This is a genomic window from Jeongeupia chitinilytica (assembly GCF_014652315.1).
In the GTDB taxonomy this organism is placed as follows: domain Bacteria; phylum Pseudomonadota; class Gammaproteobacteria; order Burkholderiales; family Chitinibacteraceae; genus Jeongeupia; species Jeongeupia chitinilytica.
On record NZ_BMYO01000008.1, the window covers coordinates 221,654 to 246,458 of the forward strand.

The following is a 24,805-nucleotide window of genomic DNA, read 5'->3' on the forward strand; positions in this document are numbered from 1 at the left end:
TCGGCCGTTGCCGCCGTTTACCGCGGCATCGCTCCGGTCGGCATGATCGCGCCCGGGTACTGGATCACCAGCCCGGCCAGCCGGTGGCCGCTGCGGGTGGCATCGGCCGGGGTCGCGCCAAGGAGGCGAGCGGCAAGGTAAGCGGCGGCAAACGAGTCGCCGGCGGCGCAGGTATCGACGACGCGTTCCACCGGGCTGGCCGCCACCGCGACCTGCAGCCCGCCGCTGATGACGGTGGCCGGTGCCGCGCCGCGCTTGACGACGATCTCGGAACAGCCCAGCGCCTGAACACGGGCGATCAGCGCGTCGCCGTCGTCGCCGAAAACGCGGGTCTCGTCGTCCTCGGTGACCAGGGCGATGTCGGCGATCGCGTAGAGTTGCGCATAGGCGTCACGCGCGTCGGCCACCGGCCACAGTTGCGGCCGGTAGTTGTTGTCGAACCAGACCCGGCCGTCTTGCCGCCTGAACGCGGCCAGCGCCTCGATCAGCCGCTTGCGCTCCGGCGCCGGGAACAGCGCCAGCGTGATGCCGGACAGGTAGACCGCATCCAGACCGTCGAACAGGGCTGCGAAATCGAGGCCGCCGGCAAACCAGTGGCGGGCCGCGCTGTCGCTGCGCCAGTAATGGAAGCGCCGCTCGCCGGCGTCGTCGGTTTCGACCAGATACAGGCCGGGCAGGCGGCCGGACAGGCGGGCGATCCGCTCCGTCGCGATGCCTTCGGCCTGCCAGTCGGCGAGCAGCCCGTCGGACAGGCTGTCGTCGCCGAGCGCGCTCAGGTAATGCACCGGGTGGGCCGCGCCGAGCTGGCGTGCCAGATAGACGGCGGTGTTGAGCGTATCGCCACCCCAGCGGCGTTCGAGTGGCGTGCCGGCCAGCTCGATCATCGCTTCGCCGATCAGACCGATCCGCATGGTCATGCCGGCTTCTTGTAGGCGACGCAGTCGACCTCGACCTTGCAGTCGACGACCATGCTCGACACCACGCAGGCGCGCGCCGGCGGGTTGGCGCCGAAGTACTCCATGAACACGCGGTTGAACGACATGAAGTCGCGCGGATCGTCGAGCCAGACGCCGCAGCGGACGACGTGCTCGGGGCCGTAGCCGGCTTCCGCGAGGATGGCGAGCACGTTCTGGATCGCCTGGTGCGACTGGGCGACGATGCCGCCGTCGATGATCTCGCCGTTCACCATCGGCACCTGGCCCGATACGAACAGCCAGCCGTCGGCGCCGGCCGCGCGTGCGAACGGCAGATGCTGGCCGCCGGTACCCTTGCCGCCTTCGACGCCGATGCGGGTGATGTCAGACATGATGGTTCTCCTGTTGGGATGGGAAAGTCGTGCGCACGTCGGCCTGACGCGGCAGGAATCGGCCGGCGCGGACGCCGGTCGGGGATTTGTCGCGGTAGGACAGCACGCCGTTGACCCAGACGCCGTGAATGCCGTCGGCAGCCTGCTGCGGTGCGCTGAAGCTGGCAACGTCGCGGATGCGGGCCGGATCGAACAGGACGAGGTCGGCGCAGGCGCCCGGCCGGATGCGGCCGCGGTCGGTCAGGCCGAAGCGGTCGGCCGACAGGCCGGTCATCTTGCGCACCGCTTCGGCGAGCGGGAACAGCCCGACATCGCGGCTGTAGTGGCCGAGCACGCGCGGAAAGGCACCCCACAGCCGCGGATGCGGCAGCGGATCGTTCGGCAGCCCGTCCGAGCCGACCATGGTCAGCGGGTTCGAGAGGATGTGCCGGACGTCGGATTCCTGCATGCCGTGGTAGACGGCACCGGCCGGTTGCAGCCGGCGTGCGGCCTCAATCAGCGAAACGCCCCAGCCGGCCGCGATGTCGGCAAGCTTGCGGCCGGCCTCTTCGGGATGCGGCGTGCTCCAGGTGATCAGGATGTCGAATTCGTCGGTGACCTGCTTGAGGTCGAGCGTCGACGAGCTGGCCGAGTAGGGATAGCAGTCGCAGCCGACCGGATGGCCGTGCGCCGCGGCGGCCAGGTGGTCGATGACTTCCGGCCCGCGGCCCCAGTTGCCGGCGCCGGCGCACTTGAGGTGCGAGACGACCACCGGCGAGCGCGCATGGCGGCCGATCTCGAACGCCTCGTCGAGCGCACCGATGATGCCGTCGAATTCGGTGCGCAGATGCGTCGTGTAGACGCCGCCATGGACGTCGAGCACTTCGGCCAGCGCCTTGACCTCGGACGTCGAGCTCGAAAACGCCGACGCGTAGGCCAGCCCGGTCGACAGACCGAGCGCACCGTTGGCGAGCGCGTCGTCGAGTTCGGCCCGCATCGCTGCGATCTCGGGCTCGCTTGCCTCGCGGTCGAGGCGGTCCATGTGGTTCTGCCGCAGCGCGGTGTGGCCGACCAGCGCGGCCACGTTGACCGCCGGCCGGGCGGCGTCGACCGCGTCGCGGTAGTCGCTGAAACGCGGGTAGACGAAGTGTTCGGCGTCGCCCAGCAGATTCATCGGATCGGGCGGGTCACCCCTGAGCCGTACCGGACTGGCACTGATGCCGCAGTTGCCGACGACGACCGTCGTCACGCCCTGCGACAGCTTGGGCAGCATCGCCGGCTCGCAGATCACATTGGTGTCGTCGTGGGTGTGGACGTCGATGAAGCCGGGCGCCAGTGCGAGTCCGGTGGCGTCGACGACGTCGTGCGCGTCGCCATCGTCGAGGCCGACGCCGATCGCGGCGATGCGGCCGTTGGCCACCGCGACGCTGCCGTGGCATTCGCCGCCGTCGCCGTCGAGGATGCGTGCGTTGCGGATGATCAGGTCGTACATGGGTTCTCCTAGTCGCCGAGCGGCAGGCGCCGGTCGCCACCGCCGCGATAGTCGTCGAGCACGAGCTTGAGCCGGCGCAGCATTTCCTTGCTGTGTGCCTTGTGCATCAGCGCGAGTTCGGTCGCGAGCACGTCGATGACCAGCATCATTCCGTAGCGCGATGCCGACGGTTTGTAGATGAAGTCGGTCTCGTCGACGTGGAAGGGCAGCAGCACGTCGGCGCGTTCGCCCAGCGGCGAGTCCGGCGCGGTGATGGCCACCACTTTTGCACCGTACTGGCGCGCGATGTCGGCAACCTCGAGCAGCTCGGGCGTAACGCCAGACACCGACAGCAGCAGCAGCACGTCGCGCTCCGACAGCGTCGTCGCGAGCATGCGCAGCAGCACCGGGTCGTGGTAGGCGGACACCGGATAGCCGAGCCGCGCCAGCCGGAACTGCAGCTCGTCGCCGAGCATCGTCGACGCGCCGCCGAAGCCGGCGACACAGGTCATGCGTGCCTTGTCGACCAGCGCCGCCGCAGCGCGGAACTGCGCTTCGGAAAAGTGCGCCAGGCTCTGGTGCAGTGCGGCCTCGATGTCGGCACAGATCCGGTTGTAGAACACGTTGTCTTCGCCGCCGCCCTGGTCGGCCAGAAAGCGCGCACCGATCGCGCCGGCCTGTGCCAGCCTCAGCTTCAGGTCGCGCACGTCGTCGCAGCCGGCAACCTTGGCGAAGCGCGAGATCGTCGCGATGCTGACGCCGGCGCGCTCGGCCAGCTCGTTGATGCTCGCGCTGGCGGCAAAGGCCAGGTCGGCGAGGACCGCATCGGCCACCTTCTGCTCGGTGCCCGAGAGCTGGTCGTAACGGCTGCGGATCTGGAAAACGATGTCGGATACGGTCATTGATTGCGCTCTCAGATCACCAGTGACAGCGCCAGCACCAGCACGAGGGCGACGACCGACACCAGCGTTTCGAGCACCGTCCAGGTCTTGAAGGTCTGGGCGACGCTCATGTTGAAATATTCCTTGATCAGCCAGAAACCGCCGTCGTTGACGTGCGAGAGGATCAGCGAGCCGGCGCCGGTGGCCAGCACCAGCAGCTCCGGATGCGGATAGCCCTGCGCCAGCGCGATCGGTGCGACGATGCCGGCAGCGGTGCTCATCGCCACGGTGGCCGAGCCGGTGGCAATGCGCATCAGCGCGGCCATGATCCAGCCCAGCAGCAGCGGCGAGATGTGCAGCACGTTCGACAGCGAGACGATTTCGTGCGCGACGCCCGAATCGACGAGGATGCGGTTCAGGCCGCCGCCGGCGCCGACCAGCAGGGTGATCCCGGCCGTGGGCGCCAGGCAGTCCTGGGTGAACTTGAGAATGGTCTCGCGCTTGAAGCCGCGCGCCAAGCCCAGCGTGAAAAAACTCACCAGCGTGGCGATCAGCAGCGCGACGACCGAGTTGCCGATGAAGTGCAGCAGGTCGTTGGCGGCACTTCCCCTGGCGGCCAGCACGTCGGCCCAGCCGCCGATCAGCATCAGCAGCACCGGCAGCAGGATCGTGAACAGCGTGATGCCGAAGCCCGGCAGTACGCGCGATTCGTCCTGGTGGATGAACTGGTCTTCGAGCGGATTGTGCGCCGGCAGCTGCACGCGCGGGGCGATGAACCTGGCGAACAGCGGGCCGGCGACGATGGCCGTCGGGATGCCGACGATCAGCGCGTAGAAGATCGTCCGGCCGACATTGGCGTGATACTCGCCGACCGCGATCATCGCCGCCGGGTGCGGCGGTACCAGACCGTGCACCACCGACAGGCCGGCAACCATCGGCAGGCCGACCAGCAGCAGCGAGGTGCCGGTACGGCGGGCGACGTTGAAGGCGATCGGGACCAGCAGCACGAAACCGACTTCGAAGAAGATCGGCAGGCCGACGAGGAAGGCGATGCAGACCATCGCCCAGTGCACGTTCTTTTCGCCGAAACGCGCGATCAGCGTCCGGGCGATGCGTTCGGCGCCGCCCGATTCGGCCATCATCTTGCCGAGCATCGTGCCGAGCGCGACGATCAGCGCGATGTGGCCGAGCGTCTTGCCGACGCCGCCCTCGTACGAGGCGACGATGTTGCTGACCGGCATGCCGGCGACGAGGCCGAGGCCGAGCGAGATGATGGTGAGCGTGATGAAGGGGTTGAGCTTGTAGCGGGCGATCAGCAGGATCAGCGCGATGATCGCCACCAGCGCGTACAGCAGCAGGGGATTGCCTGGAAACACGTCATGACTCCTGTCGGGAGCTGCGCCGTTTCTTTGAACGGCGTCAGCGGGGTGGCGGCGGTTGCCGCCCGGTGGGGCTAGAAGAAGGTCTCGACCAGTTCGGTCACCGTATAGCCTTCGTCGACGATGGCGAGCTGGCGCCACTTGTCGAAGGTCAGGCAGGGGTGGGAGATCTCGAAGGCGATCAGGTCGCCGACGGCGATGTCGTCGCCGGGCTGCAGGCCGTCGAGATAGGCGTGCTGGTCCATCATGCCGCTGAGCTGCCAGTGCGCCGGAACGGCGCGCGGAGCGGCCTCGCCGGGGCGGTGCTGCAATGCCGGCAGCGGCAGGCCGGCGTCGAACGCCGCGTCGCGCTTGCCGAGCGCGATGATCGCGCGGCCCGGCTCCGGCAGCGACTGCACGTAGGCCCACAGCTGCAAGGCCGGCAACAGGCTGGCGTTCATCTCGCGGGCGACCGGATTGCTGGCGTCGATGCGCGCCTGCGAGGCCTTGTAGATGCCGACGTCGTGGGTCAGGTAGCAACCCGGGCGCAGCACGATGTCGACCGGGCGCGACAGTGTCAGTCCGGTCCATTCGGCCGCGACGATGTCGTACCACGCCGAACCGGCGCCGGACAGGATGGCGGTGTCGGTGGTGATGGCGCCGTCGTCGCACAGCCGGCGCAGGCGGCCGGCGGCGCGTTGCAGGAAGGCGCGGATGTCGGCTTCTTCCTTGAGCACGCCTTCGTAGAGTTCGATGCCGGCGAGTTTCAGCGCCGGCTGCCGGGCGATGGCGGCAAGGACTTCATCCTCGGCCACTGCATCGCGCGCGCCGGTGCGGCCCCCGGTGACGCCGAGTTCGAGCAGCACCTTGAGCGTCTGGCCGCGCTCGGCGAAGTAGGCGCCCAGCGCGTCGGCGTTGGCCGCCGAATCGACGCAGCAGTAGAAGTCGAAGTCCGCATCGGCCTGCAGTGCCGCGATGATCGCCATATTGCCGCGACCGACCAGCTGGTTGGCGAGCAGCACCCGGCGCACGCCGTGCAGGTAGGCGGCACGGGTCTGCGACGCCGTCGCCAGCGTGATGCCCCAGGCGCCGTGGTCGAGCTGGCGCTGGAACAGCGCGGGGCTCATCGTCGTCTTGCCATGCGGTGCCAGCTTGACGCCATAGCGGCCGATGAAATCGCGCATCCACGCGAGGTTGTGGGCGATGCGCTCGCCGCGCAGCACCGCGACCGGCAGGCTCACGTCCTCGGCCAGGATGTTCCAGCCCAGCCCGGCGACATCGCCCAGCGTGTCGCCGGCACCGAAGCTGCCGAGGCCCTTGCCGCTGGCGGCGATCGGGTGGTTCGAGAAGGGATGCGCGGCCATGCTGTTCTCCGTGTTTGAAACTTTTTCGAGATTACTACGATAAATTTTCCATTATCAAGAAAATTATTTTCTTTATCGATCGGCGGCAAGAACGGGATATGGCCGCGATGCCGCGGACAGGGTTCGATCCGGCGGGACCGGTACGACCCTATCGGGCTTGCCCCAATTTGCGTGGTGCAAGCCGGCCGGCAGAATGTGCAAAGGGACATGCCTTGACGGGCATGTCCCTTTGCATTGCTTGTCCGGATGACGATGGCGGCTGGCTTTTTTGCGAAATACTTTCCAGAATCTGACCAAATGTCGGCCAATCGTGAAAAAATGAAGGCCCGGTTCCAAGATTCCTGAACGACCACGGAGTGCCCGATACGATGCAAGCGCCGTTTCTTCCCGCGGACGAGGCCCACCGGCTGGCGACACTGCGCAGCCTGTTGATTCTCGATACCGGCCCTGAAGAACGTTTCGACAACCTGACCCGCGCTGCGGCGAGTTTCTTCCGGGTCGCGATCGCCGTGATCAGCCTGATCGACGCCAGGCGGCAATGGTTCAAGTCGGTGTGCGGCATCGACGCGACCGAGACCTCGCGCGATGTCTCGTTCTGCGGACACACCATCCTGCAGCCGGAAATGATGGTCGTCGAGGATGCGCTGCTTGACCCGCGCTTTGCCGACAACCCGCTGGTGACCGATGCGCCCTACATCCGTTTCTACGCCGGCGTGCCGCTGAAGGCCGCGAACGGCGCCATGCTGGGCACGCTCTGCCTGATCGACCGCGCGCCGCGGAAACTCGAGGCGTTCGAACGCGAGATGCTCGTCGACATGGCCAGGCTGGTCGAAATCGAACTGGTCCGCGGCAACGCCGCCTGACCGTGTCGCGGACGGAAACGACAAAGGCCCGCAGCAAGCGGGCCTTTGTCCATTTCGGTGCAGGCGGTCAGCGCGCGCCGTAGACCATCTTGCGGGCAAAGCCGCGCCGCAGCGGGCCGATCTGGTCCAGCGCCAGCAGGCCGGCGCTGCGGGCGTGCTTGAGCAGCGGATTCGGCGATTCGAACCAGCCGATCAGCCCGTCGGTGAAGCGCGTGACCCGGCCGGCGTCCTTGCGGCGCAGGCCGGCATAGCGCGCCAGCGTTGCGGGTTCGCCGAGCAGGGGGCGCGGGGTGATCGTCAGCAGATCGGCCAGCGTCGTCGCGTCGCGGAGGCCGAGGTTCAGCCCCTGACCGGCGACCGGATGCAGCGTCTGCGCGGCATTGCCGATCATCACCACGCGGCGGCCGACGACCGAGTCCAGCGTTTTCAGCGCCAGCGGCCAGCTGGCGCGCGGACCGACTTTCGCAAAACCGTCGATCCGGCCGGCGAATCGTTGACCGACCTGCGCGATGAAATCGGCGTCGGACAGCGCGAGCCTGGCGTCGGCGCCTTCGGGCGTCTGCGTCCAGACCAGCGTGTAGTCGTCGCCGTTCGGCAGCAGTGCCATCGGGCCGTCGTCGGCAAAGCGCTCGAATGCGACGCCGCGGTGCGGCTCGTTCGGCGTGATCGTTGCGAGGATGGCGTGCTGCTCGTACGGCTTGACGGTCTGCGTCACGTCGTCGAGTGCCGCGAGCAGCTGGCCGCCTTCGGCGAGCACGACCAGACCGGCGGTGAGCCGGTGCAGCCCTTGCGGTGTCGCCAGTGTCAGCTGCGCATAGCGCGCCAGCCGGTCGATGCCGGTGACGGTGGTACCGAGCGCGACGGCCGCCTTGCCGGTCCTGAGCCGCTCCAGCGCCAGTCCGGCAAGCGCGCTGTAGGGCACGACGTGGCCGAGTGCCGGCAGGCCGATTTCCGCCGCCGAGAGTTCGGTGCGCCCCAGCGTACCCGCCTGCGAGACGTGGACGCGCGTGATCGCGGTGGCACCGAGTGCGTCGTGCCACAGGCCGACGCGGGCCAGTGCCTCGGTGCTGGCATGCGACAGCGCCAGCGCACGCGGATCGGCCGGCGTGGTGACACGGGCTTCGATCGCCAGCGCGTTGATGCCGGCGTCGGCGAGCCGGAGCGCCAGCAGCGCACCGACCGGGCCGCCGCCGACGATGGCGACGTCGACGTGCTCGGGCAGGCGTCCGGCCATCATCGGCCGGCCATCCAGGCTTCGATCTCGGCGACGCTGCGCGGGCAGTCGTCGGTCAGCCACTCGAAACCGGTCCCGGTGATGACGACGTTGTCCTCGATGCGCACGCCGATGTTTTCGAACTCGGCCGGCACGTTGTCGGCCGGGCGGATGTAGAAGCCCGGCTCGATCGTGAACGCCATGCCGGCTTCGAGCGTGCGCCAGGTGCCGTTCTTCATGTAGGCGCCGGCGTCGTGGACGTCGAGGCCGAGCCAGTGGCCGGTGCGGTGCATGTAGAACTGGCGGTAGCTGCCGGTTTCGAGCACCTCGTCGAGCGACCCCTTCAGCAGTTTCAGGTCGAGCATGCCCTGCGCCAGTACCCTGGTCGCGGCATCGTGCACCGCACCCCAGCTGTTGCCGGGGCGGGATTCGGCCTGTGCGGCCTCGTGCGCGGCCAGCGTGATCTCGTACACGGCTTTCTGCGCCGGGCTGAAACGGCCGTTGACCGGGAAGGTGCGGGTGATGTCGGACGCGTAGCCGCCGATTTCGCAGCCGGCGTCGATCAGCACCAGCGCACCGTCGGCGATGCGGGCGTTGTTCTCGATGTAGTGCAGCACGCAGGCGTTGGCGCCGCCGGCGACGATGCTGGTGTAGGCCGGGAAGCGGCTGCCCTGGCGGTAGTAGTCGTGCAGCAGCTCGGCTTCGAGTTCGTATTCGAAAATGCCCGGCCGGGCGAAACGCATCGCGCGCTTGTGCGCCTCGACGTTGATCCGGCCGGTGCGGCGCATGATCTCGAGCTCGTGCGCGTCCTTGAACAGGCGCATCTCGTTGATCGCATCGCGGACTTCGACGATCTCGCCCGGTGCGGCGACGCCGGACCGGGTGAAGGCACGCACGCCGGCCAGCCAGCCGGACAGCCGCGCGTCCCAGGCCTTGTCCTGGCCGAGCGGGAAATACACGCGCGGCTGGTTCTTCATCAGCCCGACGAGGCGCTCGTCGAGTTCCTCGATCGGGTAGGCCGCATCGAAGCCGAAGGTTTCGGCGGCGGCGACCGGGCCGTAGCGGTAACCGTCCCAGATCTCGCGTTCGAGGTTTTTTTCGCGGCAGAACAGGATGGATTGCGGGGCGTCGCCGGTGACGAGCACCAGCACCGATTCGGGTTCGGCAAAGCCGCTGAGGTAATAGAAGCCCGAATCGAAACGGTAGGGGAAAGCGGTGTCGGCGTTGCGGTTCAGTTCCGGCGACGTCGGCAGGATCACGAGGCCGGGGGCCAGCTGGCTGGCCAGCGCGGCGCGGCGTTGAGCGTAGGGCTGCATGGGGCGCGTCCTGTTGTGCGGGTGTTGTCCGCCAATTATAAAGGCCGCGCCGGGGTGGCGCGGCCTTCGTTCTGTCGACACGGCCTTGTCGACGGGTCAGCGACCGGTGGCGGCGCCGAATCGCGGCGTGTTCTCGATGCCGGCGGCGTACTTCTCGAGCCGGCTGCCGACGGTGCGGTCGATGTAGTCCAGCCGGGCCTGCGGGCTCGGGTGGGTGCTGAACATCAGTTGCACGCTGCTGTCGGACGGGTTGATCTCGCCCAGCGTCTGCAGCACCGAGACCAGCGCATACGGGTTGTAGCCGGCGCGGGCGGCCAGCACCATGCCGGTGACGTCGGCCTCGAACTCGTCGTCCTTGTCGAGGCCGCGCACGTAGACCTCGGACACGCCGGACAGCACGTTGGCGCCCAACTGGCGGCGCGCATCGTCGGTCTTGTACTGGGCGACACCCTGCAAGGCATTGGCGACGGCTTCGCGGCCCTTGCCCGACTGCGCGGCGCGGGTCACGTGGTGGCGCAGCACGTGGGTGATCTCGTGGCCGAGCACGCCGGCGAGTTCGGACTCGTTGCGCAGCCGGTCCATCAGCCCGCGGGTGATCAGCACCACGCCACCCGGCGTGGCGAAACTGTTGACGTTGGGGCTGTCGATGACGCCGAAACGCCAGTCGAGATTCGGCGCCTCGCTCTGGCTGGCAACCCAGCGGCCGACCTGGTTCACGTAGCTCTGCAGACCGGCGTTGTTGACCAGCGGTGCGGCGCCGAGCAGGTTGGCGGCCATGCCGTCGCCGAGGGTCTTCTCTTCCTTCGGGCCGATCGTGCGGTTGGCGTCGATGGTGTTCTGCACCGCGCCGACCACCGAGTTGACGAGGTCCGGGTTCTCCATCGCCTTGCCGAGGAAGTCGGACAGGCTGGACGCCTGTGCGGGCTGAACCAGCGGCAGCGCGAGCGCCAGTGCGGCGAGTGTGGTTCGGATGTGCATCACGGGCCCCTCCGGCGGTTTTGCGGATCGTTGCCGTTGGTGCTGTCGGACGTCGTCGCACGCGAAACAAGGTAGGGCACGCTGCGCGCCTTCAGGCCGTTGGCGGCGGCGCCGTTCGCGGCGCTCTGGCGCGTTGCATCGTAGCCGTCGAGCTTTTTCAGCTCGTTGTAGTTGGGCCTGGCGTTGCGGATCTGTTCGCTCGACAGCCCCTTCACCCCGGTGGTCACCGTGGTACCGGACGAGCCGGTCGTCAGCACGCTGCCGATCTGGCCGATACCGCCGCCACTGCCCTTGCCGCTGCCGGTGCGCACGTTCAGCAGTTTGACCCAGCCGCTCTGGCTGCCGGACTTCACCTGCATCCACGCGCCCTGGCGCGCAACGATGTCGACACGCGCACCGCTGCCGAGCTTGCCGGCGCTGGCGGCGTCGGTAAACGGCTTCTGTTTCAGTTCGCTGGCGCGAACCAGCGTGCCGCTCTCGGCCCAGGCGAAGCCCGCCAGACCCAGCAGCACGATTGCCAGAAACGATTTCATCGCTTCTCCTCAATGAGTCGGGGTTCGTACAAACGCGTACCCTCGGCACGTCCCTTGACGTGGTGTTCGCCGCGATCGTCGAAACGGAAGGCGTCGCCACAAGCGTCCCGTGTGGCCCGGGACACCAGCACGCGTGCGACTCCCTTGGTTTGACCTTCGATCCGGCTGGCAAGGTTCACCGTATCGCCGATCGCCGTGTAATCGAGCCGATCGTCGGCACCGATGAAGCCGACGACGGCACGGCCGGTGTGGACGCCGATGCCGATGTCGAAATCGATGCCGTCCAGCGCCAGTTCGGCCCGGAAGGCTTCGAGTTCGCGGCCCATGTCGAGCGCGGCGGCCACGGCGTGGCGGGCGTGATCGGCGTCGTCGACCGGTGCGCCCCAGAAGGCCATGATCGCGTCGCCGATGAATTTATCAAGCGTGCCGCCGTGACGGAAGACGACGGCGACCTGCCGTGAAAAATAACGGTTCAGTAAAGCAACCACCTCTTCGGGCTGTCGCGTTTCGGACAGCGAGGTAAAGCCGCGGATGTCGGAAAACAGTACCGTCACTTCGCGGGCGGCCGGCGTGCTGTCGATCGCGCCGCCGGCGACCAGCTGGCCGACGACACGCGGGTCGAGGAAGCGGCCGAACAGCCGTACGGTGGCTTCGCGGCGGGCGCGCTCCTTTACGTAGGCGACCAGTGCGGCCAGCGCGTAATAGACCCAGCCCCATACCAGCGGCATCGCCAGCGGCAGGAACCACAGCCGGTCCTGCGCCAGCCACACCGCTGCCGCGCCGATCGCCGTTGTGGCGACCATCGCGGTTCCCAGCCACAGGCTGTTGACGCCGAGCTGGAAACCCAGCGCCAGCAATACTGCGATGGCGATGGCCAGCGCGGCGAACCATGGCCTCGGCGCGTCGCGCAGCCAGTCACCGTGTTCGAGGTTGTCGATTGCCGTGGCGAGGATCTCGATACCGGGCCAGGTCTTGGACAGCGGCGTCGGCCGCAGGTCCATCAGCCCCGGCGCGGCGGTGCCGATCAGCACGATCTTGCCGGTGAATTCGTTCTTCGGCCGCTGTGGCGTTTCGCGGCCGGCGTCGAGGTAGACGTCGGCGTAACTGACCGTCGCATGGCGCGGCGTCCAGTTCAGCCGCATCCGCGTGCGGTCGGGATGCGGCCAGCCGAAGTTGCGTGCCAGCGTCGCCGGCATCGCCGGAATGCGCCAGCCGTCCCGTGTTGCATACAGCAGGTAGTGGCGGCCGATGCCGTCGCGGTCATGGTCGAAGTTGATCAGCCCGCCGTGCCAGCTCGCCGGCGCAAGCACCAGCGGCAGCAGCAACGGCGCACGCGCGTCGGGCTGCGCCTGCGGTGTGCGGACCAGTCCGAGCGACGCCGGCAGCCCGGCGAGTTTTGCACCCTGGCCGTCGCCGAGCAGCACCGTCGGCACATAGACATCCGGCGTGGCGGCAATGGTTTCACGCAGCAGCGCATCGCTGTCGGCACGGAAGGTGTCGGCCTCGTTGAACAGCAGATCGAAGACGATGGCTTTCGGATGCTGGGCGGCGATGGCCGAGACCAGCTCGGCGTGGATCGCGCGCGGCCACGGCCAGCTGCCGGCTTCGTCGTTGAGCTGCTCGAGGCTTTTCTGGTCGATGTTGACGATGACGATATCGGGCGACGGCGTGCGTGCGTGCACGGTGGCCCGTGTCAGCACGTCGCCGGCCTGCGCGTCGACGCGTTCGAACAGCCGCCAGCGGTAGTCGGCACCGACGAGCAGCGCGACGACGGCCAGCAGGACGAGGTAGGCGTAGCGGTTGAGTGGTTTCATGGGCGTGACCGGATGACACGCTCACAGCATGGCGGCAGCGGGCAGGGGACGACAAGGAAAACCTGCCCCGCCCGCTACCGGTCAGGCCGACAGGGCCGCCCCGATCAGTGCGCCCGATCGCGTGAACAGGCTGGCGGCGGCGGGCGTCAGCCCGAGCATGTGGATGCAGCCGTGCACCATGCCGCCGAGCCGTTCGTCATGCGCCGGGACCGCCGCATCCCGCAACCGCCGTGCATAGGCCTCGCCTTCGTCGCGCAGCGGATCGTACTCGCACACCAGGATCGTCGCCGGTGGCAGCCGCTCGAGTGTCGTGGCCCGCATCGGGGCAGCCCAAGCCGGCCGGCCGTCGCCGGTGCCGGGCAGATAGGTGTCCCAGCAGAACGCCATGACGTCCCGGGTCAGGTAGTAGCCGTCGGCGTAGGTGGCGTACGAAGCCGTCGTCAGCGTGTCGTCCAGCGCCGGGTAGAGCAGCAACTGGTGCGCAATCGCCGGGCCGTTGCGGTCGCGCGCCAGCAGGCACGCGGCGGCGGCGAGGTTGCCGCCGGCACTGTCCCCGCCCACGGCGATCCGGGCCGGATCGATGCCCAGCTGCGATGCGTGCGCGAACGCCCAGAGCACGGCGCTGTAGAAGTCTTCGAGCGGCACCGGGTAGGGGTGCTCGGGGGCGAGCCGGTAGTCGACCGACAGCACGACGCACCGGCTGGCATTGGCCAGTGCACGGCACGGGTTGTCGTAGAGTTCCAGCGAGCACAGGCACCAGCCGCCGCCGTGGGCGAACACGATGGCCGGTTGCGGCGCCGCCGCGCGGGGCGTGTCTGCCGGCCAGTACGCCCGGACCCGGAGCGGATGCCCGTCGCTGGCCGTCACCGTGAAGGTTTCGACCCTGGCGACCGGCTGTACGGGGCCGTGCAGCATCGGCAGGTTCAGCTCGGTGGCGCGGCGGATGTCGTCGAGCGAGGCATCGGCGGCCGCGGCAGGCTGGGCGGCGAGGAAGGTGGCGATGTGCGGATCGAGCGGCATGCTCAGGCCCTCCCTTCGAGGAAGGGCACGAGGTGGGCGATGAAGGCCTCGGGCGCCTCTTCCATGATGAAGTGGCCGCAGTCCGGCACGACCACGCCGCGCAGGTCGGTGGCGTTGTCGCGCATGGTCACCAGCGGCGCATCGTTGGTGGCGTGCTCGGCACCGATGGCCAGCACCGGCATCGCCAGCTTGCGCTTCGCGCGTTCGCGGTTCTGCCGGATCGTTTCGGGAATCGCCCGGTAATAGGCAAAGCCGCCCCGTAGACCGCCGGGCGCCGCGTAGGCGGCGACGTAGACATCGACGGCCACGCTGTCGCGACGGTGGGACCAGCGGTCGAACATGAAGTCGAGGTAGGCCTTCTCGCGGCCGGTGATCAGCGTCTCGGGCAGGTCGGCCAGCTGGTTGAACATGAAGTGCCACAGGAAGATGTTCTGTTCCGGCGGCGCGAAGATGTCCGGCGCGGGTGCCAGCCCGGGGATCACCGCCTCGCTGATCGCCAGCCGGCGGACCGCATCCGGCTGGTCGCTGGCGAGTGCATAGGCGACCCACATGCCGACATCGTGGCCGACGACGTCGTACCGGTCGTGGCCCAGTTGCGCCATCACGCGGTGGAGTCTGGCCGCGGTGTTGCCGGTGTCGTAACCGTCCAGCGGGCGGTCCGAATGGCCGGTGCCGGGCGGGTCGACGGCAATCGCCATGAAGCCTTTGTCGGCCAGCGCTTGCATCACGTGGCGCCATGCAAACCAGGTTTGCGGCCAGCCCGGGATCAGCAGGACCGGTTCGCCGCTGCCGGCGGTGACGCAATGGATGCGCTGACCGTCGATGCGGACATAGCGATGGGTGTAGTTGTCGTGATCGGGACGTTCGATGGAGGGTTTCATGATGTTCTCTGGAAGCTGGAAGCAGGGGGTTCAGGCGATGCCGAGCATGGCGTTGATCTGCGAGCGGTCGACCGCCGCCCCGGCGAAGTCGTCGAAGATCTTGGTCGTCACGTTGATGATGTGGCGGTTGATGAACTCGGCGCCTTCGCGTGCACCGTCTTCCTGATCCTTCAGGCAGCACTCCCATTCCAGCGCGGCCCAGCCGGCGTAGTCGTTCTGGGCGAGTCTGGAGAAGATCGCCTTGAAGTCGACCTGGCCGTCGCCGAGCGAGCGGAAGCGGCCGGCGCGCTCGATCCACGAGGTGTAGCCGCCGTAGATGCCTTGCCGGCCGGTCGGGTTGAACTCGGCATCCTTGACGTGAAACATCCGGATCCGGTCCTTGTAGATGTCCAGATAGTCGAGGTAATTCAGCTGTTGCAGCACGAAGTGGCTCGGGTCGAACAGGATGTTGCAGCGCGCGTGTTCGCCGACCAGTTCGTAGAAGCGCTCGAACGACGCACCATCGTGCAGGTCTTCGCTCGGATGGATCTCGTAGCAGAGGTTGACGCCCTGTTCGTCGCAGGCATCGAGGATCGGCAGCCAGCGCCTGGCGAGTTCCTCGAAGGCCGCTTCGATCAGTCCGTCCGGGCGCTGCGGAAACGGGAACAGGTAGGGCCAGGCGAACGAGCCGGAGAAGGTGCCCATCTCGGTCAGACCGAGCCGGCTCGACGCTCTGGCCGACTGTTCGAGTTTCTCCAGCGCCCACGCGGTGCGCGCCTGCGGATTGCCGCGCAGCGCCACAGGGGCGAAGTTGTCGCACATGCTGTCGTAGGCAGGGTGCACCGCGACCAGCTGGCCGAAGATGTGCGTGGTCAGTTCGCTGATGACGAGTCCGTGCTCCGCGAGTCCGCCCTTGATGTCGTCGCAATAAGTCTGGCTCTCCGCCGCGAGGCCGACATCGAACAGCCGCTCGTCCCACGCCGGGATCTGCAGTGCCTTGAAGCCGGTGTGCGCCGCCCACTCCGCGATGGCCGGCAGGCTGTTGAACGGGGCGGTGGCATCGCTGAACTGCGCGAGGTGAAGGCTCGGGCCCTTGATGGTTTGCATGCTTCGATTCCAATTGTTTGTCGATCGACAAAGAATAGGGGTGAAGGTGGCTTGCGTCAACAGTCGGGTGCGATAGAATCCGCCGGAAGACAGCGAAAGGTGGGCAGACTATGGCCGGACGGCCGAGGGAATTCGATCGGGACCAGGCGCTGGAAAAGGCGATGCTCGCCTTCTGGGCCCGGGGTTACGAAGGCACGTCGATGGCGAATCTGGTCGATGCGCTCGGTATCGCATCGGCGCGCATCTATGCCGCTTTCGGCAGCAAGGAGGCGCTGTTCCGCGAGGCGGTGGCCTTGTACGAGTCGGGGCAGGGCGGCTTCGCCGAACGCGCGATGCAGCAGGAGGGCACGGTCCGGGTGGCGATCGAGCGCGTGTTCACCGATGCGATCGAGACCTACACGCAAGCCGATCACCCGCAAGGTTGCCTGGTGGTGTCCGCTGCCGCGAGCGGTGCGCTGGAAAGCGATCAGGTCATCGCATGGCTGGCATCACACCGGCGCCAGCGCACGCAGTCGATCATCGACCTGCTGGCTGCCGCAAAGCAGCGCGGCGAGTTGAAGCCGGAGACCGACGTGGCCGCGCTGGGCGACTTTTATGCAGCGCTGCTGCACGGCGTGTCGGTTCAGGCGCGCGACGGCATCGGCGCCGAACGCCTGCGGGCCATGCTGGTGCCGGCCATGACGGCGCTGGATGCGGCGCTGGCGACCAGTGATCCTGCTGCGGGTAGCGCTTCTACTTCAAAGGAATAAGGCACAGTCGCTTTATGTGCCGCTGTCCGTCACCGTTGCGAGCGCGCTGCGCCAGCGTTTGTCGTACGTGTGGCCAGTCCAGATCGGTGATGGCGAACAGCACGCTGTCGCGGACGTGACCGGTCCATGTGATGCGATCACGGCGGAGCACGCCTTCGCGTACCGCGCCGAGCCTGGCGATGGCGGCCTGACTGCGCAGATTGCGCGCGTCGGTCAGCAGTTCGACCCGGCGCACACCGGCGGCAAAGGCGTGCTCGAGCATCAGCTGCTTGGCTTCGGTGTTGACCAGCGTCGATCGCACCGACGGGTGCAGGAAGGTCCCGCCGATTTCGACGCCCTGCTGTGCGGGCTTCAGGTTGAGAAAACTGCTGGTGCCGACGATGCGGCCATCGGCCAGATCGCGGATGGCATAGGCGATCCACCGGCCGGCGTCGACCTGCGCCATGATCGTCGTCCACCATGATTCGAAGTGTTTCCCCTGACCGGACATGGCAAAGAGGTTCCATCCGTCGGGGTCGCAGTCGAGCGCGGTGCGAACGTCGTCCTTCAACGCATCGGCATACGGTTCGAGCCGGACGATGCGGCCGTTCAATGTCTGCGGGGCGAGCCTGAAATGGGCTGGCGTCATCGTTTCGCCTGTGTGGAGCTGTGGGGCAAAAAAAAAAGGGCCGTGAAGGCCCTTTTCCTGCATGACGCAATGCGCCGTTTACTCGTCTTCGTCCATCAGTGCGGTGGTGTACACCTCCTGCACGTCGTCGAGGCTTTCGAGCGCGTCGATCAGCTTCTGCATCCTGGCGATGTCTTCGCCGCTCAGCTCGGTTTCCGACTGCGGCTTCATCGTCACTTCGCCCATTTCGGCCTTGAAACCGCCGGCTTCGAGCGTTTCCTTGATGCCGACGAATTCGTACGGCGGGGTGATGACTTCGATCGAGCCGTCCTCGTTGGTGACGATGTCTTCTGCGCCGGCTTCGAGCGCGGCTTCCATCAGCGCGTCTTCGTCGGTGCCCGGCGCGAACACGAGGTAGCCGCAGTGCTTGAACTGGAACGAAACGCAGCCGTCGGTGCCCATGTTGCCGCCGTACTTGCTGAAGGCATGGCGCACGTCGGCGACGGTGCGGGTGCGGTTGTCGGTCAGGCAGTCGACCATCACCGCAGCACCGCCGATGCCGTAGCCTTCGTAGCGGGTTTCAAGGTAGTCGACGCCGTCGAGCGTGCCCGAACCGCGCTTGATGGCGTTCTCGATGTTGTCCTTGGGCATCGATTCGCCCTTGGCCTTGTCGATCGCCAGGCGCAGGCGCGGGTTCATGGCCGGATCGGCACCGCCCATCTTGGCGGCGACGGTGATTTCCTTGATCAGCCGGGTAAAGACCTGACCGCGCTTGGCGTCCTGACGACCCTTGCGGTGTTGAATGTTCGCCCATTTGCTGTGGCCGGCCATGCTCGAATTCCTGCGTAACGGTTTGAATGGGCGCGATTTTATCACAGCGCATTTCGTGCCTGTACGGCGGCAGGTGCGGGCGTTGACCTACAGCAGATGGACTGCGGCACCGAGGCCGTAAACCAGCGCCGCACTGCCGGCGGTGACGAGGCCGGCGCGACGGCCGATCAGCCGGGTATTGAGCGCGGCGCCGGCGAGCACGGCGGCGGGCAGTCCCCACGGGGCCGGCAGCACCGAAATCAGCAGTGCCGCCGGCAGCGTTCCGGCAAGCCAGCCGGTGGCCCGCAGTCCGGCCAACTGCTGGCGGGTCGGTACGGGCGGGGCCAGTTGCGGCAGGTGCTGCAGCAGTTCCGGCCATGCGGCATCGGGGTCGGCACGCAGTGCCGCGACCAGCGCCAGCGCCCGGTCGGGGGGACAGTCGCTGGCGAGCAATAGTCCGGCGAGACCCGTGCACTCCTCCGGACCGGGCAGCGGATCGGCCGTCGCCGGCGCCGGCCGGATTCGCCAAGGGGCGGCGAGCAGGCCGGACAGCAGGATCAGCCAGACGGCAAACGCCTGGCTGGCCGGCAACAGGCCAAGCCCGCTCAGCAGGGCGGGGGCGATCGCTGCGTACAGCGCCCCGCCGGCAGCCTTGTCACGCGCGGTCTGCCAGGCCGCCTCGCAGACGGCTGCATACAGTCCGACACCGGGCAACCGGCTGGCACGAAGCCAGGGCCAGGCCCACAGCGGCGCGAGCCGGCCGGGCCAGGGTGTTGCGTCGCCGCTTCGCCCGTCCCCTTTCGGCAGCGTTGCGGCGATTTCCAGCCAGTACCATTGACGGGCCGTGCCTGCTTCCCGGTCCGACAGCATTCGGGCCAGTGCGCCGGGGGCGAGGTCACGGTCGGAATTGTGAAAATTGAACGGCATGTGGTGATTTTACGGTCCGGATCAGGGAATTCGCCGGGCGCGACGAAAGGCAAAGTATCCGACAATGACGACAGGATTGGTACGCAGGGCGGTGACCCACGCCCGGGCGGCACGTCGAACGGGAGCTGCATTGAAAGGCATCAAAAACACGATTCTTGCCAAGCCACTGGAATGTGGACTGCTGCTGTTTGTGGTGTTGGGCTTGCTGTGGCTGCCGCTGGCGGAGCGCTGGAGTCGGGACATCGTATTCAGGGAGGTGGCGCGGCAGATCAGCGTGCTGGAAACGCAGAAGCGGGCGGAACTTGCGCAGACCGTCGTCCGGCTGGACCGTCGCATCGAGCTGATCAAGTCGCTGCCGCGCATGGTCGCCGAGCAGACCGACGTCCGTCTGGTCATGATCAATCCGGAGCTGTCCCAGGCGCGCAGCAACGCCGACCGCCTGCTTGCCCTGCTGGCGGAAAACCTGCCGCTCGACAAGATCCTCGTTTTCGACCGCTCCGGCGAACTGCGTCTGTCGAGCGACCTGACGCATGCCGAGCGGATGCCCGACATTCCGGTGCCGCAGGGGCAGGCCTTCGACGATGCGATGCGGGGACGGAACGGCCTGCGCTACGGCGTCGGTCTGGTCAGCAAGGTGCCCGGTTACTACTTTTCAGCGCCGATCCAGCACGGCGACATGATTCTGGGAGCGGTGCTGGTCAAGCTCGAACGCGACCGGGCTCAGAAGGAAATCCTCGACCGGGACCTGCTGCTGGTCGACAACAACGGGGTTGTGGTGCTGTCGAGCGACCCGGCCAGGCAGTTGCAGGTGCTGGACGGCACAGGCGGAATGAAACTGCCGCCGGCCGAGCGCCTGCAGCTCTACGGCAAGGCGGACCTCACCCCGCTGAAGCTGCAGCCCTACGGCGCACCGCTGCCGGCCAACGTCGTGACGATCGCCGGCGAGCCGCTTCCCTACCTGCATTTCCAGCTGGCCGAGCACGTGCCGCGCGATCTGCATGCCCATCTGCTGGTGCCGTTGCCGCAGATGCAGCACATGAACGAGCGTCAGCGCATCCTGCTCTGGCCGATGCTCTGTGCCGGCTTCCTCGCGCTCGGTCTGGCACTGATGTTGCTGATCTATCTGGTGAGGACCCGTTTGCTGCGCCAGCAGTTGACGCAGGCCAACGAAGAGCTGCGGCGCCAGGCCGAAAGCGATGCGCTGACCGGCATTGCCAACCGGCGCAAGTTCAACCAGGACCTCGACGCCGAGCTCGCCAGAGGGCGCCGCTACGGCCACCGTTTCAGCGTGGCGATCATCGACATCGACTTCTTCAAGAAGGTCAACGACGTTCATGGCCATCCGGCTGGCGATGCGGCGCTGGTGTATCTGGCCGACGTCGTGTCGCTGGCGATCCGCGACACCGACCACTTTGCCCGGCTCGGCGGCGAGGAGTTCGGTCTGCTGCTGCCCGACACCGGAGACGGCGGTACGGCGCAACTGCTCGAGCGCCTGCGGGCGACGATCGAGGAGGGCCATCTGGTTTATGACGAGCTGGCGATTCCGCTGACGATCAGCATCGGCTTTGCCTGTGCCGGACCGGGCGAATCGGCCGAAGACCTGATGCGCCGGGCCGACGAGGCGCTGTACGCGGCGAAACAGGGCGGCCGCAACCGCGTGCAAGCGGCGGCGCCATGCTGAAACGGCTCAAGTGGCGCCTCCGGGCACAGCCCCTGCTGTCCGGTTGCGTGCTGTTTGTGCTGCTTGCCGTGCTCTGGTTGCCGCTGGCCTGGCGCCTGGCCCACATCGTGGTCAGCGACGAGGCCGAGCACTTCATCGAACTGGTCCAGACCCGGCGCGAATCCGAGCTCGCCCGGGTGACGGACAACCTGCGCGAGCGCTTTGCCTACCTCAAGTCGGCGCCGGAAATCATCGCCAACACCGGCGAAATCCGCCAGGCGCTGCTGACCCCGAGCGATGTCCGCCTCGACGACGGCAACCGCTACCTGGCGATGTACGCCGCGCGTTCGCTGGCCGACACGCTGTGGGTGCTCGACCGCAGCGGCCGGATCATCATGGGCAGCGACGTTGACGATCCGGACGGCCTCGTCGGCGTGCAACTGTCGCAGCGGCAGTACTACCTCGACGCCATCGGCGGCCAGCCGGGCATGCAGTTCAGCTACGGCGCGAAGAGCGGCATCCCGGGGTTCTTCTTTTCGGCGCCGGTCATGGCGCACGGGGCGGTGCTCGGCGTCGTGGTGCTCAAGGTGAAGATCAGCACGCTCGACAAGGTGGTCGACGACAACGACCTGCTGATCTCGGACGTCTACGGCGTGGTGGTGCTGGCGCGCACCGAGGCGTTCCGCATGCGGACGTTGCCGGGCGCGCCCGCGCTGCCGTCCGACATCCGGGAGCAGCTGTACAACCACCGTTCTCTGCCGTTGCTGCAACTGTCGCCCACACGGAAACCGCTGCCGCAAGGGCTGTTCTTCGTCGACGGGGGCGTCACGCCACACCTGTTCCTGACGCGGGACGACCCGAAGCTCAACGGCCTGCAGGTGCACATGCTGGTGCCGCTGCGCTCGCTCGAACATCAGCCGGCCCGGCAGCGCTTCTATTTCGGGCTGATCGGCGGCTGCGGCCTGCTCGTCGTCGCGCTTGGCCTGCTGCTGGCGATCTATCTGTTGCGGACGCGCGAGTTGAGCCGACAGGTTGCTTTGGTCAACCGTGAGCTGCGTCAACAGGCCGAAACCGATTTTCTGACAGGCTGTGCGAACCGGCGCAAGTTCGATCGGGCACTGACCGGCGAACTGGCACGCAGCCTGCGCTACGGCACCCCGTTGACGCTGGCGCTGATCGACATCGACCACTTCAAGCGCGTCAACGACGACTACGGCCATCCGGTCGGCGATCTGGCGCTGGTCCACCTTGTCGACACGGTCAAGGGCTGCATCCGCGAGGCCGACCTGCTCGGCCGGGTCGGCGGCGAGGAGTTCGGCCTGCTGTTGCCGCAGACGGCGGCCGACGGCGCGTTGCAGCTGCTCGAACGGTTGCGGCTGCAGCTCGGGCACGAAGGCGTGCCGGGCGCCGGCCGGCCGCTCACCTTCACCGTCAGCATCGGTTTCGCCACCGCACGGGCAGGGGACGACGCCATCCGCCTGCGGGCGCGGGCCGATGCGGCGCTCTACACCGCCAAACAGGGCGGCAGAAACCGGGTCTGTGCGGAACGGGAACCATGAACGGAAAGATCTTGGCGTTGTTCAAACTCGACGGATTCAAGCGGCCCTTCCTGCTGGCGGGCATCGCCTACGTGCTGCTGCTGCTGCTGTGGCTGCCGCTGGCGTGGTGGCTGAGTACCACCGTGGTCCGGGCCGATGCACGCCGTGCGGTCGACGAGATCCGCATGCGCCGGGAGGAAATGCTCAAACTCCAGGTCGGGGTGTTTGCCGAGCGCTGGTACTACCTCAAGTCGACGCCGGAAATCATCGCCGACAGCCCGGCGGTGCGGCGGGCGATGGCAATGCCGACCCACAAGAATCTCGACGAGGCGAATCACTACCTCAACACCCTGATCACGCGCACGATGGGCGACTTCGGCTGGGTGGTCGACGCCGAGGGCCGTATCGTGCTGGCCAGCGATGCGGCAGACCCGGCCAGCCTGCTGGGCAGGTCGCTGGGCCGCCACGATTTCTTCCTCGAAGCGTTGTCGGGCCGCACCGGACGTTACTTCGGCTACGGCAGCTATACCGGCCAGCCCGGCTTCTATTTCTCGGTGCCGATCAGGGTCGGCGACGACATCACCGGGGTTGCGGCAGTGAAGGTGCGTGTCGACAGCCTCGACGCGCTGTTCGGCGACCCGTCATTGCTGATTTCCGACCAGTACGGCGTGATCATCATGAGCCGGACACACGATCGCCTGTGGCACACCCTGCCCGACGCACCGGTGGCAAGTCTCGATCCGGCGGTGCGCATTGCGCGCTATGGCGATGTGGCCCTGACGCCGTTCGGGCTGCAGGCCGCGGTTTCGTCCCTGCTCCCGGCCGGTCTGTACCTGCGCAACGGCGAGGAGACGCCCTACCTGTTCCTGAGCCGGCGTGACGCGCGGCTGGACCGGCTCACCGTGCACATGCTGGTTCCGCTGCCCGAACTCCGGCATCTGCCGGTACAGCGGCGCTTCCAGTTCGCGCTGATCGGCGGCAGTGGCGCCCTAGCGCTGGCGCTGCTGGTCCTGACGCTGACCTATCTGCAACATGTCCGCCGGCTGGGCCGGCAACTCACCACCGCCAACCGGGAACTGCAGCGGCAGGCCGACAGCGACTTCCTCACCGGCTGTGCCAACCGGCGCCGTTTCGAACGGGTGTTCAGCGCCGAACTGGCACGCAGCCAGCGTTACGGCAACGCGCTGTCGGTGGCCATCGTCGACATCGATTTCTTCAAGCGCATCAACGACACCTACGGTCATCCGGTCGGGGACGCAGGGCTGGTTTATCTGGTCGACAGCATTCAGGCGGCAATCCGCCCGGGCGACCTGCTCGGCCGGATCGGCGGCGAGGAGTTTGCGCTGATGCTGCCGCAGACCTCGGTCGAAAGTGCGCGCCGCCTGCTGGACCGGTTGCGGGCGATGTCCGAGCAGGGCAGCTTCAGCGCCGGCGGTCAGACCGTCCGTTTTACCGTCAGCATCGGCTTTACCGCCGTGCGGGCGACCGACGATCTCGAATCCGCCCTCAAGCGCGCCGATATCGCGCTGTATGCGGCCAAACAGGGCGGCCGCAACCGCGTCTGCACCGATGGTGCCGATGCTCAGCCGAACGCGTAGTCCAGCAGCACGCCGGCAAACACGGCAGCACCCATCCGGTTGGCGTTGAGGAAGGCCCGAAAACAGGCCTGCGGTTCGCGATGGCGGATGCGCGGGTACTGGTCGAACAGCACCAGCAACGTGGCGGCGCCGATGCCGGCAAGGTAGAAAGCACCACGACCGGCATCGAGGCCGACGACGAGCATGATGGCCAGGAAGACAAAGTAGCAGGCCATGACGATGGGAACGTCGAAGCGGCCGAAGGTGATGGCCGAAGTCTTGATGCCGATTTTCAGGTCGTCCGGCCGGTCGCACATCGCGTAGGCGGTGTCGTAGGCGACCGACCAGAAAATGTTGGCCAGCAACAGCCACCACGCCGCGGCCGGCACCGTGCCGGTGACCGCCGCGTACGCCATCGGAATGCCGAAGCCGAAGGCGACGCCCAGATACGCCTGCGGAATCGCGAGGAAACGTTTGGTATACGGATAGCTGGCGGCGAGGAAGGCCGCCGGGATGGCCAGCAGCAGCGCCAGCCGGTTCAGCGGCAGCGCCACCAGGAGCGCGGCCAGCGTCAGACCGGCCGCGTACAGCAGTGCGGCCTTGCCACCGATTTTGCCGCTGGTCAGCGGACGGGCCTTGGTCCGCGCGACGTGCCGGTCGAAATCGCGGTCGGCATAGTCGTTGATCACGCAGCCCGCCGAGCGCATCAGCACCGTTCCTGCAACGAAGATCGCCAGCAGCAGCCAGTCCGGCCGGCCGGCACTGGCAAACCACAAGCCCCACAGCGTGGGCCACAGCAGCAGCATGATGCCGATCGGTTTATCGAGGCGCGCCAGGCGCAGGTAGAGCGAGAGGGTGCTTTCGGAGGTCATGG

At 67.4% G+C, this 24,805-nt stretch carries 23 protein-coding genes; 5 read left to right on the forward strand and 18 right to left on the reverse strand.

Annotated elements, in window-relative coordinates; genetic code table 11:
- Positions 1 to 17 precede the first annotated feature (17 nt).
- From IE097_RS15520 to IE097_RS15545, 6 genes are all read right to left on the reverse strand, one after another.
- Positions 18 to 917, reverse strand: a complete 900-nt coding sequence (locus IE097_RS15520; RefSeq protein WP_229797614.1) for a sugar kinase — start codon at positions 915 to 917, stop codon at positions 18 to 20.
- A complete protein-coding gene (locus IE097_RS15525) occupies positions 914 to 1,306 on the reverse strand; it encodes a RidA family protein (protein ID WP_189461765.1) in 393 nt (130 codons plus the stop codon). Before IE097_RS15525 ends, IE097_RS15520 begins: the two co-directional genes overlap by 4 nt.
- On the reverse strand, positions 1,299 to 2,777 hold the full coding sequence (locus IE097_RS15530) for an N-acyl-D-amino-acid deacylase family protein (RefSeq protein WP_189461766.1): 1,479 nt from the start codon (positions 2,775 to 2,777) through the stop codon (positions 1,299 to 1,301). Before IE097_RS15530 ends, IE097_RS15525 begins: the two co-directional genes overlap by 8 nt.
- Positions 2,778 to 2,785: 8 nt before the next feature.
- Positions 2,786 to 3,658, reverse strand: a complete 873-nt coding sequence (locus tag IE097_RS15535; RefSeq protein ID WP_189461767.1) for a MurR/RpiR family transcriptional regulator — start codon at positions 3,656 to 3,658, stop codon at positions 2,786 to 2,788.
- Between the two features lie 11 nt (positions 3,659 to 3,669).
- Positions 3,670 to 5,013 (reverse strand): GntP family permease, encoded by a 1,344-nt coding sequence (locus IE097_RS15540; RefSeq protein WP_189461768.1) that lies wholly within the window; start codon positions 5,011 to 5,013, stop codon positions 3,670 to 3,672.
- 77 nt (positions 5,014 to 5,090) lie between these two features.
- Entirely contained in the window at positions 5,091 to 6,359 is a 1,269-nt protein-coding gene (locus IE097_RS15545) for an amino acid deaminase (protein WP_189461769.1), read from the reverse strand.
- Between the two features lie 368 nt (positions 6,360 to 6,727).
- On the opposite strand from IE097_RS15545, the gene IE097_RS15550 reads away from it, so the two are divergent.
- The gene (locus IE097_RS15550; RefSeq protein ID WP_189461770.1) at positions 6,728 to 7,222 is read left to right on the forward strand and encodes a GAF domain-containing protein; all 495 of its coding nucleotides are present in this window, start codon (positions 6,728 to 6,730) and stop codon (positions 7,220 to 7,222) included.
- Positions 7,223 to 7,289: 67 nt separating this feature from the next.
- Here the strand turns inward: IE097_RS15550 and IE097_RS15555 are convergent, their stop codons facing one another.
- The 8 genes from IE097_RS15555 to IE097_RS15590 form a co-directional block, all read right to left on the reverse strand.
- Complete coding sequence (locus IE097_RS15555) at positions 7,290 to 8,459, reverse strand: FAD-dependent monooxygenase (RefSeq protein ID WP_229797615.1); 1,170 nt, start codon at positions 8,457 to 8,459, stop codon at positions 7,290 to 7,292.
- Positions 8,456 to 9,751: an aminopeptidase P N-terminal domain-containing protein gene (locus IE097_RS15560; protein WP_189461771.1), complete on the reverse strand. Its 1,296-nt coding sequence runs from the start codon at positions 9,749 to 9,751 to the stop codon at positions 8,456 to 8,458. The genes IE097_RS15555 and IE097_RS15560 overlap by 4 nt, the downstream gene beginning before the upstream one ends.
- Positions 9,752 to 9,847: 96 nt before the next feature.
- Positions 9,848 to 10,729 (reverse strand): M48 family metalloprotease, encoded by an 882-nt coding sequence (locus tag IE097_RS15565; protein WP_229797622.1) that lies wholly within the window; start codon positions 10,727 to 10,729, stop codon positions 9,848 to 9,850.
- The gene (locus tag IE097_RS15570; protein ID WP_189461773.1) at positions 10,729 to 11,262 is read right to left on the reverse strand and encodes an SH3 domain-containing protein; all 534 of its coding nucleotides are present in this window, start codon (positions 11,260 to 11,262) and stop codon (positions 10,729 to 10,731) included. The genes IE097_RS15565 and IE097_RS15570 overlap by 1 nt, the downstream gene beginning before the upstream one ends.
- Positions 11,259 to 13,076 carry an adenylate/guanylate cyclase domain-containing protein gene (locus IE097_RS15575; protein WP_189461774.1) on the reverse strand — a complete coding sequence of 606 codons (1,818 nt, stop codon included), beginning with the start codon at positions 13,074 to 13,076 and terminating at the stop codon, positions 11,259 to 11,261. Before IE097_RS15575 ends, IE097_RS15570 begins: the two co-directional genes overlap by 4 nt.
- Before the next feature lie 81 nt (positions 13,077 to 13,157).
- Positions 13,158 to 14,096, reverse strand: a complete 939-nt coding sequence (locus IE097_RS15580; protein WP_189461775.1) for an alpha/beta hydrolase — start codon at positions 14,094 to 14,096, stop codon at positions 13,158 to 13,160.
- A 2-nt stretch (positions 14,097 to 14,098) separates the two neighbouring features.
- The gene (locus tag IE097_RS15585; RefSeq protein ID WP_189461776.1) at positions 14,099 to 14,977 is read right to left on the reverse strand and encodes an alpha/beta fold hydrolase; all 879 of its coding nucleotides are present in this window, start codon (positions 14,975 to 14,977) and stop codon (positions 14,099 to 14,101) included.
- 30 nt (positions 14,978 to 15,007) lie between these two features.
- Positions 15,008 to 16,063, reverse strand: a complete 1,056-nt coding sequence (locus IE097_RS15590; RefSeq protein ID WP_189461777.1) for a sugar phosphate isomerase/epimerase family protein — start codon at positions 16,061 to 16,063, stop codon at positions 15,008 to 15,010.
- A 161-nt stretch (positions 16,064 to 16,224) separates the two neighbouring features.
- On the opposite strand from IE097_RS15590, the gene IE097_RS15595 reads away from it, so the two are divergent.
- Entirely contained in the window at positions 16,225 to 16,812 is a 588-nt protein-coding gene (locus tag IE097_RS15595; protein WP_229797616.1) for a TetR/AcrR family transcriptional regulator, read from the forward strand.
- Here IE097_RS15595 and IE097_RS15600 read toward each other — a convergent pair.
- The 3 genes from IE097_RS15600 to IE097_RS15610 all read right to left on the reverse strand — a co-directional run bounded on the left by IE097_RS15600 (position 16,796) and on the right by IE097_RS15610 (position 19,156).
- Positions 16,796 to 17,440, reverse strand: a complete 645-nt coding sequence (locus IE097_RS15600; RefSeq protein ID WP_189461779.1) for a GNAT family N-acetyltransferase — start codon at positions 17,438 to 17,440, stop codon at positions 16,796 to 16,798. The two genes, IE097_RS15595 and IE097_RS15600, sit on opposite strands and share 17 nt — an antisense overlap.
- Before the next feature lie 78 nt (positions 17,441 to 17,518).
- Positions 17,519 to 18,250, reverse strand: coding sequence for a YebC/PmpR family DNA-binding transcriptional regulator (locus IE097_RS15605; protein WP_189461780.1), 732 nt, complete (start codon positions 18,248 to 18,250; stop codon positions 17,519 to 17,521).
- A gap of 87 nt (positions 18,251 to 18,337) precedes the next feature.
- On the reverse strand, positions 18,338 to 19,156 hold the full coding sequence (locus IE097_RS15610) for a hypothetical protein (protein ID WP_189461781.1): 819 nt from the start codon (positions 19,154 to 19,156) through the stop codon (positions 18,338 to 18,340).
- Between the two features lie 130 nt (positions 19,157 to 19,286).
- On the opposite strand from IE097_RS15610, the gene IE097_RS15615 reads away from it, so the two are divergent.
- Genes IE097_RS15615 through IE097_RS15625 form a run of 3 tightly spaced genes read left to right on the forward strand, consistent with a single transcriptional unit; the run spans position 19,287 to position 23,952 of the window.
- Complete coding sequence (locus tag IE097_RS15615) at positions 19,287 to 20,837, forward strand: sensor domain-containing diguanylate cyclase (protein WP_189461782.1); 1,551 nt, start codon at positions 19,287 to 19,289, stop codon at positions 20,835 to 20,837.
- Positions 20,831 to 22,375: a sensor domain-containing diguanylate cyclase gene (locus tag IE097_RS15620; protein WP_189461783.1), complete on the forward strand. Its 1,545-nt coding sequence runs from the start codon at positions 20,831 to 20,833 to the stop codon at positions 22,373 to 22,375. The genes IE097_RS15615 and IE097_RS15620 overlap by 7 nt, the downstream gene beginning before the upstream one ends.
- Positions 22,372 to 23,952, forward strand: coding sequence for a sensor domain-containing diguanylate cyclase (locus IE097_RS15625; protein ID WP_189461784.1), 1,581 nt, complete (start codon positions 22,372 to 22,374; stop codon positions 23,950 to 23,952). Before IE097_RS15620 ends, IE097_RS15625 begins: the two co-directional genes overlap by 4 nt.
- Here the strand turns inward: IE097_RS15625 and ubiA are convergent.
- A complete protein-coding gene (gene ubiA / locus IE097_RS15630) occupies positions 23,937 to 24,803 on the reverse strand; it encodes a 4-hydroxybenzoate octaprenyltransferase (protein WP_189461785.1) in 867 nt (288 codons plus the stop codon). The genes IE097_RS15625 and ubiA overlap by 16 nt on opposite strands.
- Positions 24,804 to 24,805: the final 2 nt, after the last annotated feature.

Excerpts from the sequence above, each read along its gene's own strand:
- IE097_RS15605 (WP_189461780.1), bottom strand. The coding sequence starts at position 18,250 with ATGGCCGGCCACAGCAAATGGGCGAACATTCAACACCGCAAGGGTCGT.
- IE097_RS15590 (WP_189461777.1), bottom strand. The coding sequence starts at position 16,063 with ATGCAAACCATCAAGGGCCCGAGCCTTCACCTCGCGCAGTTCAGCGAT.
- IE097_RS15565 (WP_229797622.1), bottom strand. The coding sequence starts at position 10,729 with ATGCACATCCGAACCACACTCGCCGCACTGGCGCTCGCGCTGCCGCTG.
- IE097_RS15525 (WP_189461765.1), bottom strand. The coding sequence starts at position 1,306 with ATGTCTGACATCACCCGCATCGGCGTCGAAGGCGGCAAGGGTACCGGC.
- IE097_RS15570 (WP_189461773.1), bottom strand. The coding sequence starts at position 11,262 with ATGAAATCGTTTCTGGCAATCGTGCTGCTGGGTCTGGCGGGCTTCGCC.
- IE097_RS15555 (WP_229797615.1), bottom strand. The coding sequence starts at position 8,459 with ATGATGGCCGGACGCCTGCCCGAGCACGTCGACGTCGCCATCGTCGGC.
- IE097_RS15600 (WP_189461779.1), bottom strand. The coding sequence starts at position 17,440 with ATGACGCCAGCCCATTTCAGGCTCGCCCCGCAGACATTGAACGGCCGC.
- IE097_RS15550 (WP_189461770.1), top strand. The coding sequence starts at position 6,728 with ATGCAAGCGCCGTTTCTTCCCGCGGACGAGGCCCACCGGCTGGCGACA.
- IE097_RS15585 (WP_189461776.1), bottom strand. The coding sequence starts at position 14,977 with ATGAAACCCTCCATCGAACGTCCCGATCACGACAACTACACCCATCGC.
- IE097_RS15520 (WP_229797614.1), bottom strand. The coding sequence starts at position 917 with ATGACCATGCGGATCGGTCTGATCGGCGAAGCGATGATCGAGCTGGCC.
- IE097_RS15620 (WP_189461783.1), top strand. The coding sequence starts at position 20,831 with ATGCTGAAACGGCTCAAGTGGCGCCTCCGGGCACAGCCCCTGCTGTCC.
- IE097_RS15545 (WP_189461769.1), bottom strand. The coding sequence starts at position 6,359 with ATGGCCGCGCATCCCTTCTCGAACCACCCGATCGCCGCCAGCGGCAAG.
- IE097_RS15595 (WP_229797616.1), top strand. The coding sequence starts at position 16,225 with ATGCTCGCCTTCTGGGCCCGGGGTTACGAAGGCACGTCGATGGCGAAT.
- IE097_RS15530 (WP_189461766.1), bottom strand. The coding sequence starts at position 2,777 with ATGTACGACCTGATCATCCGCAACGCACGCATCCTCGACGGCGACGGC.
- IE097_RS15610 (WP_189461781.1), bottom strand. The coding sequence starts at position 19,156 with ATGCCGTTCAATTTTCACAATTCCGACCGTGACCTCGCCCCCGGCGCA.
- IE097_RS15580 (WP_189461775.1), bottom strand. The coding sequence starts at position 14,096 with ATGCCGCTCGATCCGCACATCGCCACCTTCCTCGCCGCCCAGCCTGCC.
- IE097_RS15560 (WP_189461771.1), bottom strand. The coding sequence starts at position 9,751 with ATGCAGCCCTACGCTCAACGCCGCGCCGCGCTGGCCAGCCAGCTGGCC.
- IE097_RS15535 (WP_189461767.1), bottom strand. The coding sequence starts at position 3,658 with ATGACCGTATCCGACATCGTTTTCCAGATCCGCAGCCGTTACGACCAG.
- ubiA (WP_189461785.1), bottom strand. The coding sequence starts at position 24,803 with ATGACCTCCGAAAGCACCCTCTCGCTCTACCTGCGCCTGGCGCGCCTC.
- IE097_RS15625 (WP_189461784.1), top strand. The coding sequence starts at position 22,372 with ATGAACGGAAAGATCTTGGCGTTGTTCAAACTCGACGGATTCAAGCGG.
- IE097_RS15575 (WP_189461774.1), bottom strand. The coding sequence starts at position 13,076 with ATGAAACCACTCAACCGCTACGCCTACCTCGTCCTGCTGGCCGTCGTC.